This window comes from Jiangella alba (assembly GCF_900106035.1).
Taxonomy (GTDB): Bacteria; Actinomycetota; Actinomycetes; order Jiangellales; family Jiangellaceae; genus Jiangella; species Jiangella alba.
Genome location: NZ_FNUC01000003.1, coordinates 1,667,501 through 1,685,401 on the forward strand (window position 1 = coordinate 1,667,501; position 17,901 = coordinate 1,685,401).

14 protein-coding genes and 2 rRNA genes (1 of these 16 running past the window's edge) are annotated in these 17,901 nt (G+C 72.1%); 15 read left to right on the forward strand and 1 reads right to left on the reverse strand.

The window, feature by feature from the left end:
* The 4 genes from BLV02_RS10165 to BLV02_RS10180 form a co-directional block, all read left to right on the forward strand.
* Positions 1 to 1,960 (forward strand): 23S ribosomal RNA (locus BLV02_RS10165); it begins 1,159 nt to the left of the window's first position.
* A 163-nt stretch (positions 1,961 to 2,123) separates the two neighbouring features.
* Positions 2,124 to 2,241 (forward strand): 5S ribosomal RNA (gene rrf, locus BLV02_RS10170).
* A 1,330-nt stretch (positions 2,242 to 3,571) separates the two neighbouring features.
* A complete protein-coding gene (locus BLV02_RS10175; protein WP_069112952.1) occupies positions 3,572 to 4,213 on the forward strand; it encodes a hypothetical protein in 642 nt (213 codons plus the stop codon).
* Between the two features lie 688 nt (positions 4,214 to 4,901).
* The gene (locus BLV02_RS10180; protein ID WP_069112951.1) at positions 4,902 to 5,375 is read left to right on the forward strand and encodes a single-stranded DNA-binding protein; all 474 of its coding nucleotides are present in this window, start codon (positions 4,902 to 4,904) and stop codon (positions 5,373 to 5,375) included.
* Here BLV02_RS10180 and BLV02_RS10185 read toward each other — a convergent pair.
* A complete protein-coding gene (locus tag BLV02_RS10185; protein WP_069112950.1) occupies positions 5,340 to 6,575 on the reverse strand; it encodes a DUF1015 family protein in 1,236 nt (411 codons plus the stop codon). The genes BLV02_RS10180 and BLV02_RS10185 overlap by 36 nt on opposite strands.
* Before the next feature lie 66 nt (positions 6,576 to 6,641).
* On the opposite strand from BLV02_RS10185, the gene BLV02_RS10190 reads away from it, so the two are divergent.
* The 11 genes from BLV02_RS10190 (at position 6,642) to steA (ending at position 17,900) form a co-directional block, all read left to right on the forward strand.
* Positions 6,642 to 7,787: an HAD-IIA family hydrolase gene (locus BLV02_RS10190; protein ID WP_069112949.1), complete on the forward strand. Its 1,146-nt coding sequence runs from the start codon at positions 6,642 to 6,644 to the stop codon at positions 7,785 to 7,787.
* A 10-nt stretch (positions 7,788 to 7,797) separates the two neighbouring features.
* The gene (locus BLV02_RS37575) at positions 7,798 to 8,124 is read left to right on the forward strand and encodes a hypothetical protein (RefSeq protein WP_069112948.1); all 327 of its coding nucleotides are present in this window, start codon (positions 7,798 to 7,800) and stop codon (positions 8,122 to 8,124) included.
* A gap of 7 nt (positions 8,125 to 8,131) precedes the next feature.
* The gene (locus BLV02_RS10200; RefSeq protein ID WP_069112947.1) at positions 8,132 to 8,938 is read left to right on the forward strand and encodes a TlyA family RNA methyltransferase; all 807 of its coding nucleotides are present in this window, start codon (positions 8,132 to 8,134) and stop codon (positions 8,936 to 8,938) included.
* Positions 8,935 to 9,837: an NAD kinase gene (locus BLV02_RS10205; RefSeq protein WP_069112946.1), complete on the forward strand. Its 903-nt coding sequence runs from the start codon at positions 8,935 to 8,937 to the stop codon at positions 9,835 to 9,837. The genes BLV02_RS10200 and BLV02_RS10205 overlap by 4 nt, the downstream gene beginning before the upstream one ends.
* Positions 9,838 to 10,184: 347 nt before the next feature.
* Complete coding sequence (gene recN / locus BLV02_RS10210; RefSeq protein WP_069112945.1) at positions 10,185 to 11,927, forward strand: DNA repair protein RecN; 1,743 nt, start codon at positions 10,185 to 10,187, stop codon at positions 11,925 to 11,927.
* Positions 11,928 to 11,969: 42 nt separating this feature from the next.
* Positions 11,970 to 14,111 carry a Vps62-related protein gene (locus tag BLV02_RS10215; RefSeq protein WP_141711692.1) on the forward strand — a complete coding sequence of 714 codons (2,142 nt, stop codon included), beginning with the start codon at positions 11,970 to 11,972 and terminating at the stop codon, positions 14,109 to 14,111.
* Between the two features lie 15 nt (positions 14,112 to 14,126).
* A complete protein-coding gene (locus BLV02_RS10220; protein ID WP_069112943.1) occupies positions 14,127 to 15,095 on the forward strand; it encodes a hypothetical protein in 969 nt (322 codons plus the stop codon).
* On the forward strand, positions 15,092 to 15,538 hold the full coding sequence (locus tag BLV02_RS10225; protein ID WP_083288888.1) for an RDD family protein: 447 nt from the start codon (positions 15,092 to 15,094) through the stop codon (positions 15,536 to 15,538). The genes BLV02_RS10220 and BLV02_RS10225 overlap by 4 nt, the downstream gene beginning before the upstream one ends.
* Positions 15,535 to 16,074, forward strand: coding sequence for a potassium channel family protein (locus BLV02_RS10230; protein WP_083288887.1), 540 nt, complete (start codon positions 15,535 to 15,537; stop codon positions 16,072 to 16,074). Before BLV02_RS10225 ends, BLV02_RS10230 begins: the two co-directional genes overlap by 4 nt.
* A 46-nt stretch (positions 16,075 to 16,120) precedes the next feature.
* Complete coding sequence (locus BLV02_RS10235; protein WP_069112941.1) at positions 16,121 to 16,516, forward strand: SHOCT domain-containing protein; 396 nt, start codon at positions 16,121 to 16,123, stop codon at positions 16,514 to 16,516.
* A 205-nt stretch (positions 16,517 to 16,721) separates the two neighbouring features.
* Positions 16,722 to 17,900 (forward strand): putative cytokinetic ring protein SteA, encoded by a 1,179-nt coding sequence (gene steA / locus BLV02_RS10240; RefSeq protein WP_069112940.1) that lies wholly within the window; start codon positions 16,722 to 16,724, stop codon positions 17,898 to 17,900.
* Position 17,901 lies beyond the last annotated feature (1 nt).

Sequence of the window (17,901 nt, forward strand, 5' to 3'; positions counted from 1 at the left end):
AGAAGCAGCCACCCTTGAAAGAGTGCGTAATAGCTCACTGGTCAAGTGATTCTGCGCCGACAATGTAGCGGGGCTCAAGCACACCGCCGAAGCTGTGACAATCACACAATAACCCAGCATCTCCTTCGGGGGGTGTTCAGGTGTGTGGTTGGGTAGGGGAGCGTCGTGTGGCGGTTGAAGCGGCGGGGTGACCCAGCCGTGGACGCTACACGAGTGAGAATGCAGGCATGAGTAGCGAAAGACGGGTGAGAAACCCGTCCGCCGAATGACCAAGGGTTCCAGGGCCAGGTTAATCCGCCCTGGGTAAGTCGGGACCTAAGGCGAGGCCGACAGGCGTAGTCGATGGACAACGGGTTGATATTCCCGTACCGGTTGTGGCGCGACCATGCTGAGCCCGGTGATGCTAACCATCCGAACCCGTCTTGATTCCTTCGGGAGTCCTGGTGGGGGAGCGTGGGATCCGAACCGGTAGTAGGCAAGCGATGGGGTGACGCAGGAAGGTAGCCCATCCCGGGCGATGGTTGTCCCGGGGTAACAGTGCAGGGCCGTGGTAGGTAAATCCGCCACAGTAGCGCCCGAGGCTGGATGCCGAGCCGATTGCGGCGAAGTGGGTGATCCTATGCTGTCGAGAAAAGCCTCTAGCGAGTTCCATAGCCGCCCGTACCCCAAACCGACACAGGTGGTCAGGTAGAGAATACCAAGGCGATCGAGTGAACCGTGGTTAAGGAACTCGGCAAAATGCCCCCGTAACTTCGGGAGAAGGGGGGCCGGATACGTGAACGGACTTGCTCCGGGAGCGTTGAAGGCCGCAGAGACCAGGGGAAAGCGACTGTTTATTAAAAACACAGGTCCGTGCGAAGTCGCAAGACGATGTATACGGACTGACGCCTGCCCGGTGCTGGAACGTTAAGGGGACGAGTTAGCTCTTCGGGGCGAAGCTCAGAACTTAAGCGCCAGTAAACGGCGGTGGTAACTATAACCATCCTAAGGTAGCGAAATTCCTTGTCGGGTAAGTTCCGACCTGCACGAATGGCGTAACGACTTTCCCACTGTCTCAACCACGGACTCGGCGAAATTGCACTACGAGTAAAGATGCTCGTTACCCGCAGCAGGACGGAAAGACCCCGGGACCTTTACTATAGCTTGGTATTGGTGTTCGGTTCGGCTTGTGTAGGATAGGTGGGAGACTGTGAAGCCGGCACGCCAGTGTCGGTGGAGTCAACGTTGAAATACCACTCTGGTCGTACTGGATATCTAACCTCGGTCCGTGATCCGGATCAGGGACAGTGCCTGGTGGGTAGTTTAACTGGGGCGGTTGCCTCCCAAAAGGTAACGGAGGCGCCCAAAGGTTCCCTCAGCCTGGTTGGCAATCAGGTGTCGAGTGCAAGTGCACAAGGGAGCTTGACTGTGAGACCGACAGGTCGAGCAGGTGCGAAAGCAGGGACTAGTGATCCGGCAGTGGCTTGTGGAAGCGCTGTCGCTCAACGGATAAAAGGTACCCCGGGGATAACAGGCTGATCCTGCCCAAGAGTCCATATCGACGGCATGGTTTGGCACCTCGATGTCGGCTCGTCGCATCCTGGGGCCGTAGCAGGTCCCAAGGGTTGGGCTGTTCGCCCATTAAAGCGGTACGCGAGCTGGGTTTAGAACGTCGTGAGACAGTTCGGTCCCTATCCGCTGCGGGCGCAGGAGACTTGAGAAGGGCTGTCCCTAGTACGAGAGGACCGGGACGGACGAACCTCTGGTGTGCCAGTTGTTCCGCCAGGAGCACCGCTGGTTGGCTACGTTCGGAAGGGATAACCGCTGAAAGCATCTAAGCGGGAAGCCTGCTTCAAGATGAGGTCTCCCACACGGTTGACGTGGTAAGGCCCCCAGCTAGACGACTGGGTTGATAGGCCGGACGTGGAAGCCCAGAAATGGGTGAAGCTGACCGGTACTAATAGGCCGAGGACTTGACCACACACACCCCCTTCTTGTGGGGTGACCTGCTGAAGACGAAAATTCGCGTCCACTATACGGTTCTGTTCCAACGAACAGGCACCACCCCCAGGCACACACCCACACCCCCACGCGGCGGGTTCGGGTGGACGGTGCCAGGGGCCGGTGCACAACTCCATAGACGTGCCGGCGGTCATAGCGGCAGGGGAAACGCCCGGTCCCATTCCGAACCCGGAAGCTAAGCCCTCCAGCGCCGATGGTACTGCCCTCTAGCGGGGGTGGGAGAGTAGGACACCGCCGGACACACACCCAAGTGAAGGCCCACCCCACGACAACAGTCCGGGGTGGGCCTTCACCACGTCCACCACCACCCACCCGGCACCCAGGCGCAGCCCGACACGCCAGATCGGTGGCCGGCGGTGGAGAATGTGGGTGACCGCCAGCGGAACGAGAGGAATCATCGATGTCTGGTCCCGACCGCCAAGGCACGCCGGATCCGTCCGACGACGGCCGCGCTGGGCGAAGCGGCGGTGGCCGAGACGATCGATCCGGCGGAGGCGCACCTCGGCGTGGCTCCGGCGGCCAGGGCAAGCCCGATTCCCGCGGCTCTGGCCGCCGCTCCGGCGACGACTCCCGCGGCGGCGACCGTTCCTCCGGTTCGCGGTCCAACGAGAACCCCAGTAGCGGCGGTCGCCCCTCCGGCTCCGGCCGCTCCTCCGACCGCCGCGGTGACGACACCCGCGGCTCCGGCCGCCCCTCGAGCGGTGGGCGCTCCTACAACCGCCCCGACGACTCCCGTGGCTCCGGTCGCCCGTCCGGTGGCCGCGGTGACGACTCCCGCGGCGGCGGCCGCCCGTCCGGTGGCCGCGGTGACGACTCCCGCGGCGGCGGCCGTCCCTCGAGCGGTGGGCGCTCCTACAACCGCCCCGACGACTCCCGTGGTTCCGGCCGCCCGTCCGGTGGCCGTGGTGACGACTCCCGCGGCTCCGGCCGCCCCTCGAGCGGTGGGCGCTCCTACAACCGCCCCGACGACTCCCGTGGCTCCGGCCGCCCGTCCGGTGGCCGTGGTGACGACTCCCGCGGCGGCGGCCGTCCCTCGAGCGGTGGGCGCTCCTACAACCGCCCCGACGACTCCCGTGGCTCCGGTCGCCCGTCCGGTGGCCGCTCGTACCCCTCTCGTGACGACGACTCTCGTGGCGGCGGTGGCCGCTCAGCTGGCGGCCGCAACTACCGCTCCGGCGACGACTCCCGCGGCGAGCGTCCGTCCGGTGGCGGCGGCCGCTCCTACTCCCCGCGCCGCGACGACCGCGGCTCGGGAAGCGGCGGCGAACGCCGAGGCGGTCCTGGCGGTGGCCGCCCATACGGCCAGCGCTCCAGCGATGACTCCCGTGGCGGCGGCCGTCGCTCCGGAGACCGACCCTACCGCCCCCGCTCCGGCGATGACTCCCGTGGTGGCGACCGTTCCTACGGCGGCGGCCGTGGCAGTGATCGCCCGAGCGGCGAGCGTCGTGGCGGCGGCGACCGTGGCCCGCGCGGCGCCTCTCGCGGGCCGGCCGACGGCGGCGATGGGTTCCGCACGGCGCCGGGACCGAGCAGCGCGCCCCGCGTCCCCGATCCCATCGTCGACGAGGACGTGACTGGCCGCGAGCTGGACGAGGAGATCAGGTCCGAGCTCAGCGCGCTGTCCGGGCAGATGTCCGCCGCCGTCGCTCGTCACCTGGTGATGGCGCAGCGGCTGCTCGAGGACGACCCCGAGCAGGCGTACGAGCACGCGATGGCCGCGCGGCGGAAGGCCGGCCGCATCGGCGTGGTCCGCGAGGCCGCCGGTGTCGCCGCCTATCTGGCCGGCAAGTACGCCGACGCGCTGGCCGAGCTGCGAGCCGCTCGCCGGATGACGGGGTCGGCCGAGTACCTGCCGATGATGGCCGACGCCGAACGCGGTCTCGGCCGTCCGCAGCGCGCGCTCGATCTCTCGCACGATCCCGCCGTCACCGGCCTGAACACCGCCGGCCGCGTCGAGATGCTGATCGTCGCCGCCGGAGCCCGCCGCGACCTCGGGGACCACGAAGCCGCCGCGGTGTCGCTGCAGGTCCCCGAGCTGCGCTCGAACGCTCGCGCCGAGTGGGTCGCGCGCCTCCGCTACGCCTATGCCGACGCTCTGCTGGCTGCCGGACGCGACAAGGAGGCCCGTCGCTGGTTCCTCCGCGCGGCCGAAGCCGATGTCGACGAGGAGACCGACGCCGCTGAGCGGGCGGCCGAACTGGGCGAGGGCTGACGGCCCACGCCCGTCGCACGCCGAACTGGCACCCGAACCCGACGAGGGGGTGCGGCCCACGCGGCCGCCGCGTCGGTGATGGGCTGATCACGTCCCGCCCGCCCATCCACTCGCGATGAGACTGGAACAGGCAACGATTGATCGCCCGCGCCGTCGCCACGGTGACGACGGGCGGTCCGTTCCGCGTTGATCGTGGCCGAGCGGTGCGCGCTCGGGGTGAAGGTGCCGTCGGATCGGCGGCCGACGGCTATGTCCCGGTAGTGCGCCGTCGCCACGGTGACGACCGGGCGGTCCGTCCGGGTTGATCGTGGCCGAGCGGTGCGCGCGGGTAGAAGCCGCCGTCGGACCGGCGAGCGACTGCCGCATCCGCCGAACGGCACCGTCAGCATCAAGCGACGGCAGATCGGTCAGCAGCCTGGCGTGCCGCTCGGCCGGGCGGGACGCGTCGGTCGTACCGGCGGGCTCACCCGGTCCGAGCGCACCTGCGTCGCCGGTGAGGCCCGCAACGACCGCTGGCCCGTTGCCGCTGGTGATTCGCTGCGCGACCGAGCCCGCGCCCCGTCCCTTGTCCACAGCCTCGATCACTTTGCTTGATCATCCACAATCGGCGATTCCGCGGCTGCGCGATCCTTCATCCCCGCCCACGATGGGACCAGATCCACTTCCCATCACCCGAAGGAGCCGCACGATGAGCACCAGCACGAGCCCGGTCGAGCACACCAACGAGGTCCGGCTGATCGGCCGGCTGTCCGTCGAGCCCGAGGCGGTCATGCTGCCCAGCGGCGACGAGATCGTGACGACGCGCCTGGTCGTCCAGCGGCCACGTCCACCGGCGGGCCCGCCCGCACCACGCCGCGTCGACACCGTCACGTGCACCGCCTGGGGGCCGATGCAGCGGCGCAACCTGCGTCTCCTCGGCGAGGGCGACACCGTCGAGATCACGGGTGCGCTTCGTCGCCGGTTCTGGCGCTCGGGCGCCGGGCCTGGACAGAGCACGTTCGAGATCGAGGTCGAGTCCGCCAGCTTCATGGCTCGCGAACCACCGCCGACACCGAAGCGGCGCGCGGCGGGTGCATCGGCAGCGGCGCAGCAGCCGCCTGAGCCCGATCCGCAGACCGAGAGGCGCCTAGTCCTGGTCGGAGGTGAGGTCGCGCATCAGTAGCCCCGTCCACGGCTTCGGCCCGAACGACGTCGACTTGCGCGGCATCCGCTCACCGCGGGCCGCCAGGGCCAGGACGTCCGCCAACGCAGGCGGCCGCACCAGCACGGCGACCCCTGCGCCGCGCCCAGCCGCGCGCAGCGCGTCCCGGCGGTCGTGGTGGTACGTCACGCGTGCATCGGAGTCGTCGACGCCCCACAGGTGAGCCAGCAGTACGTCCACCAGCACACCGGCGTCCAGCGCGGCCCAGCCGTCCGGGCGGTCGGCAGGGACGGCCTCGGCGATGGTCGCTGGTTGCGGCGAGCGCAGCAGCGCCTGTCGCTGCCCGTCGCCGATGACGAACGCGGTGCCTCGCTCGGCTTCGAGCGCGGCGGCGGGATCGTCGTCGGCAGCGAGCGCGACGACGTCGAAGGCTTTCGCCGCGGTGGTCGCCGCCTCGTCGAGGGTGAGCCCCGAGACGCTGCGGTGGATACCGCGCAGCTCCAGTGGATGCCGTGCGGCGTCGACCAGCAGGGCTAGACCGTGGTCGGTGGCGGCAGAGACGGGTCCGGCGGCGTGTACGGCGCGATAGGCGGCGAACCGATGATGCCCGTCGGCGATCAACGCGGTCCGGCCGGCCAAGTCAGCGGCGACGGCGGCAAGCGCGTCGGGCCGGTCGACGCGCCAGAGCCGATGCGACTCGCCGGCAACAGTGAACTCCAGGTTCGGCTCCGTGCCGGCCGTGTGGTCGACGACCTCGCTGGCCGCGCCGCCGCCGCCATACGTCAGCAGGATCGGCTCGAGCTGCATCCGGGTCGCGCTCATCAGCGCGGCGCGGTCGGCCACCGGGCCGGGAAAGGTGTTCTCATGTGGAAGAACGGGTCCGTCCAGACCTACGCCGCCCACCAGGCCGATCGCCGAAGCCCCGGCGGTCACGTGCTGGTAGACGTACAACGCCGGAGACGGGTCGCGGCGCAGCACGCCGGCTTCGCGCCACTCTCGCAGCGTGTGCGCGGCCCGGGCGTACCGGTCGCCGTCGCCCGGCAGCGGCCGGGGGAGCGTCAGGTGAACGATGTTGTGCGGGTCGTGCGCCTCGAACTCGGCGAGCGCGCGGTCGCCGATCACGTCGTACGGCGGGCACACCACCGCGGCCAGGTCGGCGCCGGGTGCGTAGGTGGTCGCGCGGAACGGCGTCAGCCGCAGCGGCGGCCCGGCGGTGGTCATCTAGCGGATGGTACGCGGGCCGCACCCGCAGCCCGGCCACGACCACCGGGAGAACCTGCTGGGAGGATGGGTGCCGTGCAGCCCCTGACCCAGACCTACGACGTCGCCCTCCTCGACCTCGACGGCGTCGTCTACGTCGGCGCCCACGCGGTGCCGCACGCGCCGGACGCGTTGCAGCTGGCCCGCACGGCCGGCATGCGACTGGCGTTCGTCACCAACAACGCCTCCCGGCCGCCGGAACGGGTCGCCGCGCACCTCACCGAGATCGGCGTCGAAGCACGGCCCGACGAAGTCGTCACGTCGGCTCAGGCGGCCGCGCGGCTGCTGGCCGAGCAGCTGCCGAGCGGCTCGAAGGTGCTGGTGGTCGGCGGCGAAGGGCTCGAGGTGGCGCTGCGCGAACAGGGCCTGATCCCGGTGTCGAGCGCCGACGACGGCCCGGTCGCGGTCGTGCAGGGGTTCTCGCCGCAGGTCGGCTGGCCGATGCTGGCGGAGGGCACCTACGCGGTCGCCTCCGGATTGCCGTGGGTCGCCACGAACACCGATCCGGTCGTCCCCACCGCCCGCGGACGGGCACCGGGCAACGGCACGCTCGTCAACGCGATTCGAATGGCGACGGGGCGCGAGCCGGTCGTCGCCGGCAAGCCGGAGCCGCCGATGCACCGCGAGGCCATGCTGCGCTCGCGCGCGGAGCGGCCGCTGGTGGTCGGTGACCGTCTCGACACCGACATTGAAGGAGCCAACGCGTCCGGCGCGGACAGCCTGCTGGTGCTCACCGGCGTGACCGATCCGATCGACCTCGTGCTCGCGCCGCCCCGGCTGCGTCCGACCTACGTGGGGCTCGACTTACGTGCGCTGCGATTGCCGGCGGAGGCGTTGTCGGTGCGTGCTGGCGAGTCGAAGGTGGGCGACTGGCACGCGGTGGTCGACGGCGGGACGCTGCGGCTCACCCGGGTCACGGCGGACGAGGTCAGGCCGCGCGGCGACGGCGTCGGCGGCGACGGCGTCAGCGGCGACGGCGCGGGCGGCAGAGGCGGCGTGGAAGGCGACGGTGCGGGCGATGGCGGGCTCGACGCGCTGCGCGCCGCGTGTGGCGCCGTCTGGGCCGCGGCCGACGCCGCCGAGTCAGGCAACGGGACCGCTGCCGAGCCGGCGTCGGTCCAGGCCGCGCTCGAAGCCGCCCGAATCACCCGTGCGCCCGCGCGACCGTACTAGCGTTGTCGTCATGCAGGAACTGACGGACGACGCCGGCAGCGGAGACGCCCAGGTCGATGAGGCGGTGCGGACACTCGAGGCGCTGGAGGGTCTGCCGGTGCACGAGCACGCCCCAGTGGTCGAGCGGGTCCATCAGGTGCTGCAGGACCGGCTGTCCGGCGAGCCCGACGCGGTGGCCGACGAGGCTCACGGCGGCGACGGCTTCGGTGACCACGACGCCGGCGACCACGACCACGGCCACGGCGACCACGGCCACGGCGACCACGGCCACGGCGACCACGGCCACGGCGACCACGGCCACGGCGCCGTCGCCTCGCACGGCGACGGCGAAGGCTGATCGCGCGGTGCCACCTCGACGACGCCTCGATGCGGAACTGGTGCGCCGTGGCCTGGCCCGTTCGCGGGAGCATGCGGCGACGCTGGTGGGCGACGGCCGGGTGATGGTCGGCGGGCGGGTGGCGACGAAGGCGGCCACGGCGGTCGATCCGGCCGACGCGGTGCGGGTGACCGAGCCGGCGGAGGGCGACGAGTACGTCTCGCGCGGCGGCCACAAACTGGCCGGCGCACTGGACGTGTTCGAGCCGGCCGGGCTGACGGTCGCCGGGCGGCGATGCCTCGACGCCGGTGCGTCGACCGGCGGCTTCACCGACGTGCTGTTGCGGCGCGGCGCGGCGTCGGTGGTGGCGGTCGACGTCGGGTATGGGCAGCTGGCGTGGTCGATCCGGTCCGACGACCGGGTCGAGGTGCACGACCGCACGAACGTCCGCGAGTTGACGCCTGAGATCGTGGGCGAGCCGGTCGAGGTCGTGGTCGGCGACCTGTCGTTCATCTCGTTGCGGCTCGTGCTCGGTCCGCTGGTGACGGTGAGCCGGCCCGGCGCCGACTTCGCGTTGATGGTGAAGCCGCAGTTCGAGGTCGGCAAGGACCGCGTCGGCAAGGGCGGCGTCGTGCGCGATCCCGCGCTGCGGGCCCAGGCCGTCGTCGACGTCGCGAGGGCGGCCGGCGAACTGGGCCTGGGCGTCAACGGCGTCACCGCGAGCCCGCTGCCCGGCCCGTCCGGCAACGTCGAGTACTTCCTCTGGCTGCGCTCCGGCGCGCCCGAGGTCCGCCCCGAAGACGTCCAGCGCGCTGTAGAGGAAGGGCCGCCATGACCCGCACGGTGCTGCTCGTCACCCACACCGGGCGCGAGGAGGCCAGACAGATCGCCGCGAAGGTGATCGGCAAGCTCGGCGCGGCCGGCATCGACGTCCGCGTCATGGCCGACGAACGTCACGACATCGACATCCCCGAGTCCGACGGGGTCGCGGCGGTCGTCGCCGAGGGCGATCCGAACGCGGCCGACGGCTGCGAACTGGTCGTCGTCATCGGCGGCGACGGGACGATCCTGCGCGGCGCCGAGGTCGCCCGGCCCACCGGCACGCCGATCCTGGGCGTCAACCTCGGCCACGTCGGCTTCCTCGCCGAGTCCGAGGTCGACGATCTCGGATTCACCGTCGACCACATCGTGAAGCGCGACTACGTCGTCGAGGAACGCATGACCATCGACGTCGCCGTGCGGAACGACGGCAACCAGACCGCCGTCGGCTGGGCGCTCAACGAGGTCAGCGTCGAGAAGGCCAGCCGCGAGCGCATGCTCGACCTCGTCGCCGAGATCGACGGGCGGGCGCTGTCGCGGTGGGGCTGCGACGGCGTCGTCATGGCGACACCGACGGGATCGACGGCGTACGCGTTCAGCGCCGGCGGCCCGGTGGTGTGGCCGGAGGTCGAAGCGCTGCTGATGGTCCCGATCAGCGCGCACGCCCTCTTCGCCCGGCCGCTGGTGGTGGCGCCGACGTCGGTCATGGCGGTCACGGTGCAGCATCGGACCCGCGGCGCGGTGCTCTGGTGCGACGGCCGCCGAGCGGTCGAGCTGCCGCCCGGCGCGCGGGTCGAGGTCTCGCGCGGGACGCAACCGGTTCGGCTCGCACGACTGCACACGGCGCCGTTCACCGACCGGCTGGTCGCGAAGTTCGCGCTCCCGGTCGAGGGCTGGCGCGGCGCGCGCTCATGACTGGCAGGTGCGGTTCGACGGCGGCCGACGCGGGCAGCTCGACGTCGGCTCGAACGGCCCTGAGCGGCCTGGGAGGCCGGGCAGCCTGGGAGGCCATGCGGTTCGGGACGTCCGGCGATCGGGCGGCCGCAACCGAGCGGCGCGGGCGTGCGCGGCGTCCCGACTGTGCGTCGGCCGATGGCCGAATGGTGCCGTTGGGAAGGATGGTGCCGTCGGGGAAGGTTCGGGCGGCTGGCGCACGGTCCGGGCAGCGTGCCGTCCGAGCGCCCGGCGGCCGGGAAGAACCGCGCATCCACCGACAAGTCGCAACCGCGTCCCGCGGCCCTGCGACGGTAGGCTGAGGTCCCGTGCTTGAGGAAATCCGTATCCGTGGACTCGGCGTCATCGACGACGCTCAGCTGGAGCTGGGGTCCGGGCTCACCGTCGTGACGGGGGAGACCGGCGCCGGCAAGACCATGGTGCTGACCGGCCTCAACCTGCTCATGGGCGGTCGCGCCGACGGCGGCGCCGTCCGCACCGGCACCAGCCGCGCGCTGGTCGAGGGCCGCGTCACGATCGACGCCGGGGGGACGGTGGCCGAGCGGGCCGCCGAGGCCGGCGCCGAGCTCGAGCCCGCCGAGCCGGCCGGCACGGGCAGGAAGAAGACCGAACGCGTCGAACTGCTGCTCAGCCGCACCGTCATGGCCGAGGGCCGGTCCCGCGCCCACGTCGGCGGGCACAGCGCGCCGGTCAGCCTGCTCGGCGAGCTCGCCGACGGGCTGGTCGCGGTGCACGGGCAGAGCGACCAGCAGCGGCTCCTCCGGACATCGCGGCAGCTCGCCGCGCTCGACCGGTACGCCGGCGCCGCGGTCGCCGAGCCGCTGGCCGAGTACGCGACGAGGTACGCCCGGCTGCGCGCCGTCGAGGCCGAGCTGGACGAGGTCACGTCGAAGGCCCGTGAACGCGCCCAGGAGGCCGACCTGCTGCGGCTCGGCCTCGGCGAGGTCGAGGGCGTCGACCCGCAGCCCGGCGAGGACGACGCCCTGCGGGGTGAGGAGGGCCGGCTCGCGCACGCCGACGCGCTGCGCACCGCCGCCGTCACCGCGCACCAGAACCTGTCCGGCGACGAGACCGTGCCCGACGCGCCTGACGTGCTCGGCCTGATGGCGCAGGCCCGCCAGGCGCTCGAGCCCGAACGCGACCACGACCCCGAGCTGGCCGCCCTGGCCGACCGCCTCGCCGAGGTGGCGTACCTGGTCGGCGACGTCGCCGCCGACCTCGCGTCCTACGGCGCCGGCGTCGACACCGACCCCGAGCGGCTCGCCGAGGTCCAGTCCCGCCGCGCCGCGCTCACCGCGCTGACCAGGAAATACGGCGAGACCATCGACGAGGTCCTGGCGTGGGCCGAGCAGGGGTCGCGGCGGCTGCTCGAGCTCGACGGCGACGACGAGCGGGTCGCGGAGCTCGGCCAGGAGCGCGAGTCGCTGACCGCCGAGCTGGGCGACCTCGCCAGCACCATCACCAAGGCGCGCACCGAGGCCGCCGCCCGGTTCGCCGACGACGTCAGCGTCGAGCTCACCGCGCTCGCCATGCCGCACGCCCGCATCGTCGTCGAGGTCCGGCCGCGCGACGCCTTCGGCCCGAACGGCGTCGACGACGTCGAGATCCTGTTCACCGCGCACAACGGCGCCCAGCCGCGGCCGCTCGACAAGGGCGCCTCCGGCGGCGAGCTGTCCCGGCTCATGCTGGCCATCGAGGTCGTGTTCGCCGGCGCCGACCCGGTCCCGACGTTCGTGTTCGACGAGGTCGACGCCGGGGTGGGCGGGAAGGCGGCGGTCGAGGTCGGCCGCCGGCTGGCCATGCTGGCCAAGCACGCGCAGGTCCTGGTCGTGACCCACCTGCCGCAGGTCGCGGCGTTCGCCGACCACCACCTCAAGGTCGTGAAGTCCGACGACGGCCGCGTCACCAGCAGCGGCGTCGAGACCCTTGACGACACCGGCCGGGTGAGCGAGCTGTCGCGCATGCTCGCCGGCCTCGAGGGGTCGGCGTCGGCGCGGGCGCATGCCGAGGAGCTGCTCGAGACCGCGGCCAGCTCGAAACGGCGCCGCTGAACCTCCCGCCCACGGGCCCGGCCCGGGGCTATGGTGATCGCCATGGTGCCGGCGCTGCTTGCCCTGGTCGCGGTTGCGGCGACGACGATGCCCGCGGCCCTGGCTCCGGCCGACGCCGCGGCGGCTGCGACGACGGCGGCTGGGCCGCCCGTTGCGGTCATGGTGGACGCCATTCCTGCCGCGACGACGGGTGGGGCACTCGCCGCCGCGACACTGGACGCGGTCCCCGTCACCGCCGCGGCGTCGACGACGGCCGGAACCGACGCAGCGGCGGCCGCGGCTACGAGCGGACCGCCCGCCGCCGTCCCAGGAGCGAGCGCGCCGCCGTCCTCCGTCCGGACGCAGGAGCCGGAGGAAGACGAGTTGGTCCAGCGGTACGCGCCGGTCGTGCGCGTCAGGGAGCAGCTGGAACCGTGCGGCGACGGTGAGCCGTACCTGCCGGTCGACGTCGACGTGCTGATGGACAACGACGGTGTGGCGCTGCGCGGCCCGTGGACGACCAACGACCTGGTGGGCATCGCGCCGAGCGCCGACGACATCGGCGCCGGCCTGCTCGACTACCACCTCGACTTCCCCGGCGACGCGCTCGACCCGGGGTGCGGCTACGAGCAGTGGGCCCGGACGGTCAGCAGCGGCACCGTGCCGACCGTCTACGGCCGGGTGGTCGAGGACGCCGCGCGGCCCGACCAGCTCGCCGTCCAGTACTGGTTCTTCTACATCTTCAACGACTTCAACAACCTGCACGAGGGCGACTGGGAGATGATCCAGCTCGTCTTCGACGCCCCCGACGCCGCGGCGGCGCTGGAGGTCGACCCGACGAGCATCGGCTACAGCCAGCACTCCGGCGCCGAGCGGGCCGACTGGGGCGACAAGAAGATGGAGATCGTCGACGGCACGCACCCGGTCGTCTACCCGGCGGAGGGTTCGCACGCGAACTTCTTCAGCCCGGCGCTGTACCTCGGCGCCAGCTCCGCGACCGGCGTGGGCTGCGACGACGCCACCGGGCCGCACACACAGCTGCGCACCCGCACCGACGTCGTCCCCACCGCCGGCTACCAGGACGGCTACCCGTGGCTGGGGTTCCGCGGCCGCTGGGGCGAGCGGCAGGAGGCGTTCTACAACGGCCCGACCGGCCCGAACATGAAGACCCAGTGGACGGCGCCGATCCGCTGGTCGGAGGACAGCTGGCGCGACACCAGCGCGACCGTCCCGCTCGGCGCGTCGCTCACCCCGACCGCCACCGACGCGTTCTGCGGCGTCGTCGAGAGCGGCTCCAACCTGCTGCGCCAGCTGATCCGCAACCCACCCGCGGTGCTGGTGGGCCTGGGCGTGCTCGTCGCGCTGCTGGCGCTGATCGCCAGCCGCACCAGCTGGGGCCCCGGCGACCCGTACCCCGTCAGGCAGCGGCGCAGCTGGGGCCGGATCATCGTCGCCGCGAAGCGCATGTACACGCGGCACCCGCTGCTGTTCATGGGGATCGGGCTGGTGTACGTGCCGGTCATGCTGCTGGCGGCGGGGTTGCAGTGGCTGCTGGTCGAGGCCGGCGAACTGACGTCGCTGGTCGACACCGACGGCGACCAGAACGCGGCGACGGTGTTCGTCGTCGTGCTGCTGGGCGGGGCGATCTCGCTGCTCGCGTACTTCTGCGTCGTGGCGGCGACGGCGCAGGCGCTGCGCGACCTCGACGACGGGCAGCCGGTGACGGTGCTGGGGGCGTACCGCGCGGTGCGGGCCAAGCTGCGGCCGCTGGCGCTGGTGGCGGTGCGGCTGGTGCTCGTGGTGTGGGCGCTGCTGCTGTTCGTCTTCACGGCGCCGCTCGCGCTGATCTACGCGGTGCGCAACGGGTTCGCCGTCCAGGCCGTCATGATGGAGGACCGCCCGGCGGGCGCGGCGTTCCACCGCAGCCGCGACGTCGTGCGTGGTCAGTGGTGGCGGGCGACGGCGGTGGCGGCGCTGGTGGTGGGGCTGGGCGCGATCACGGGGCCGTTCGTGGGGGTCGTGCTGCTGCTGGTGTCAGAGGGCTCGTTCAACGTGATCAACCTGATCACCGCGCTGGTCTACGTCGTCACCATCCCGTTCGTCGCGCTCGTGCTCGGCTACCTGTACGTCGATCTGAGCCTGCGGGCCGGATCACCTGACGCGGGTGAGGACCGGCCGGAGGTGCCCGCGGGAGCCTTGCCGTGAGGGTGAGGTGGCGCGATGGGCACGGACGGGACGGAGCGGCCAGCGGCGGTCCGGGCGGCCGGGCGGTTCGGGCGCGTGCTGGCGGGCGGGGCCGGGCTGACGGTCCGAGGCCTGACCAGCCTGGTCGCGCCAACGCCGGCGCCAGGGCCGGCCAGCGCGAACGGGCGGACGGCGGACGGTCAGCCCGCGCCGCCGCGTCCGCCTGAACGGCACGCGACGCGGGCGGAGACCGGCGCGACGGTGATCGCGGCGGCGGGCAGGCTGGGGGAGGCGGCGCTCGGTCTGGCCGCGCTGACCAGCCGCCGCACGCTCGACGTCGCCGCGGGGGTGGCGATGCCGATCGAGGCGGCGGCGTCGGTGCTGGTCAGGGCCGGTGGGGTCGTGGCCGGGCGGACGGGGGTGACGCGGCGGGTGGACCGGCTGGCCCGCATCGGTCGCGAGGAGCAGCGCCGGAACGAGCGTGAGGCGGCGCTGCTGTTCCGGTCGGCGTGGCGGCGGTCGGTGGTGGGCGCGGTCGCCGTGACCGACGTCGGCGCCGTGCTGGACGAGGTCGACGTGGACGGCATCGTGCGCCGGGTGGACCTCGACGGCGTGGTCCGCCGCGTCGATCTGAACGCCGCCGTCAGCCGGGTGGACATCGACGCCGTGGTGGAGCGGGTCGACCTGGACGCCGTCATCGTGCGGCTGCGGGTGCCGGAACTGGTCGAGCAGGTGCTCGACGACATCGACCTCGGCCGGATCGTGCGCGAGTCCAGCGCCGGGATGGCCGCCGAGACGGTCGACGCGGTGCGGGTGCGCAGCGCGGGGGCGGACGGGGTGCTCAACGGCTTCGTCGACCGGGTCGTGCTGCGCCGGCCACCCCGCGACGGCGCCCGGGTGGCGGCCGCGCGGGCGGCGGCCGCACGGGACCGCGACGGTGCGGTGGACGAGCAGCCCGCGGGTGACGACGCCGCCGGCGATGGGACGGGGCGAGCGCCGCCGTGAGCGGGGCGGGCCTGGTGTCGCGGTCGGCGGCGGCGGTGGTCGACGTCGCCGTGGTGGCGGCTGCGACGGCGCTGGTGGGCGTGGTGCTGAGCGGGATCCGGTACACGGTGGCGGGACCGCCGTTCGCGCTGCCGTCGCTGCCGGGGTGGGCGTTCGGCGCCGGGCATTCGGTGCTGGTGGTCGCCTACCTGACCACGGGCTGGGCGCTGATCGGGCGGACGCCCGGCCAGCAGGTGCTCGGCCTGCGGGTCGTGACACTGGCCGGCCGGTCGCCCGGGACGTGGCCGCCGGGCGTCGGCCGGGCGCTGGTGCGCGCCGTCGTCGTGGTGGTGTTCCCGATCGGGGTGCTGTGGACGCTGGTCAGCCGCGACACCCGCGCCGTCTGGGATCTGGTGGCGGGGACTGCGGTGGTGTACGACCCGCCGAGGGAGGCGGCACGGTGAGGAACGTCCTGCGCAGTGTGGGCATCCTGGCCTGCACGATCGTGGTCTATTACACGCTGCCGCTGGGCGCGCCGGACGCGCCGCCGGAGATCGTCGGCGCGGCGGCGTTCGTGGCTGGCGTGGCCGGCCTGATCTGGCTGACGTTGCACGAGGTCCGCCGATTCGCCGCGCATCTCGGCCAGACGCGGGCCCGGGTGTCCGGCCTGCTGGCTGTGCTCTACGTCGTGGTGGTGTTCTTCGCCCTGGCGTACTACCTGATGGAGCGCAACGACCCGGCCCAGTTCGACGGCCTGAGCACCCGCACCGACTCGCTCTACTTCGCCGTCGTCACGCTGGGCACGGTCGGGTACGGCGACGTGCACGCGGTCGGTCAGCCGGCGCGGATCGCGGCGATGGTGCAGATCGTGTTCGACCTGGTCGTGATCGGCGCGCTGTTCGCCGTCGCGTCGTCGCAGATCGCCCACCGGCTGAGCGTCGTGCGGGCGGAGAGCGAACGCGGCGACGCCGACCCGCCCGGGATCACCCGCGAGGGGTGAGGAGCACACGGCCGCCGCGGGCCAGGCTGTCGCTCGGAGGTGGACCATGGACGATTACCCGCTCCTCAACCTGTTCCTGACGATGCTCTGGTTCTTCCTGTTCATCGCCTGGATCTGGTTGCTGGTGACACTGCTCACCGACGTGTTCCGCAGCAAGGACCTCGGCGGCTGGACGAAGGCGCTCTGGACGATCTTCATCCTGGTGCTGCCGCTGTTCGGTGCGCTGATCTACCTGATCGCGCGTGGTTCCGGCATGGCCGAGCGGATGGCCGCCGACTACCAGCGCCGCGACGACGCGTTCCGCGAGTACGTGCGCGACGCGGCGAGCGACGGGGCCGGCGCGAGCACGGCGGACGAGCTGACGAAGCTGGCGCGGCTGCGCGACGAGGGGGTGCTGAGCCCGGAGGAGTTCCAGTCGCAGAAGGCGAAGCTGCTGGTCTGACGGAGCCCGGCCGGGTGCCCGGCCGGGCGGTTGACGATCGTGATCGCGCCGGCCCGCGGGTGACCGCCGGGCCGGCCCGAACCCGTCCCGGGCCCGGCCCGGAGATCGCCCGCCGCGGCCCGGGAGAACCTGTGGGAATCGGCCAACACACACCGGACCGATGCGGTGTTACGGGCCCGGACATGGCAGGATTCGCTTGGTGAGGATGCCTGCACTACGCCGCCGCAAGCCCGATGACCTGCCCGGGGTCAGCGGCGTCGTGCGCCTCGATCACCGCACCAAGAACCTCACGAAACGGCTCAAAGCGGGCGAGATCGCCGTCATCGACCACCTCGATCTCGACCGCGTCTCCGCCGAGGCGCTCGTCGCCTGCCAGGCCGGCGCCGTCGTGAACGTCCGCCCGTCGGTCAGCGGCCGCTACCCCAACCTCGGCCCCGACATCATCGTCCGGGCCGGCATCCCGCTGGTCGACGACGTCGGCCCCGACCTCTTCAGCGCCATCAAAGAGGGCGAGCGGGTCCGCGTCGACGGCACCACGCTCTACCGCGAGGGCACCGGCGAGGCCGTCGGCGTCGGCATCCGGCACGACGAAGAGAGCCTCGCCAAGCTGATGAGCGCGGCCCGCGAGGGCCTGTCCGCGCAGCTCGAGGCGTTCGCCGCCAACACCATGGAGTACCTCAAGCGCGAGCGCGAGCTGCTCCTCGACGGCGTCGGCGTGCCCGAGATCCGCACCGACCTCGACGGCCGCCACGTCCTCATCGTCGTGCGCGGGTACGACTACAAGGAAGACCTCGTCACGCTGCGGCCGTACATCCGCGAGTACGACCCCGTCCTCATCGGCGTCGACGGCGGCGCCGACGCGCTGCTCGAGGTCGGGCAGAAGCCCGACATCATCGTCGGCGACATGGACTCCGTGTCCGACGACGCGCTGGCCAGCGGCGCCGAGCTGATCGTGCACGCCTACCGCGACGGCCGCGCGCCGGGGCTGGGGCGGCTCGAGCGCATGGGGCTGTCCGGCGTCCCGTTCGCGGCCACCGGCACCAGCGAGGACATCGCCATGCTGCTGGCCGACGACAAGGGCGCCAGCCTCATCGTGGCCGTCGGCACCCACGCCACCCTGGTCGAGTTCCTCGACAAGGGCCGCTCCGGCATGGCCAGCACCTTCCTCACCAGGCTGCGGGTGGGCAGCAAGCTGGTCGACGCCAAGGGCGTGAGCCGGCTCTACCACAGCAGCGTCCCGGCGTGGATGCTGGCCGTGCTCGTCGTCGCCGGCATCACCGCGGTCGTCGCCGCCATGTACTCCACCCCGACGGGCCAGGCCTATCTCGACATCGTGGGCTCGTGGTGGGACCGCTTCTATTTCTGGGTCAAGGGACTCTTCTGAC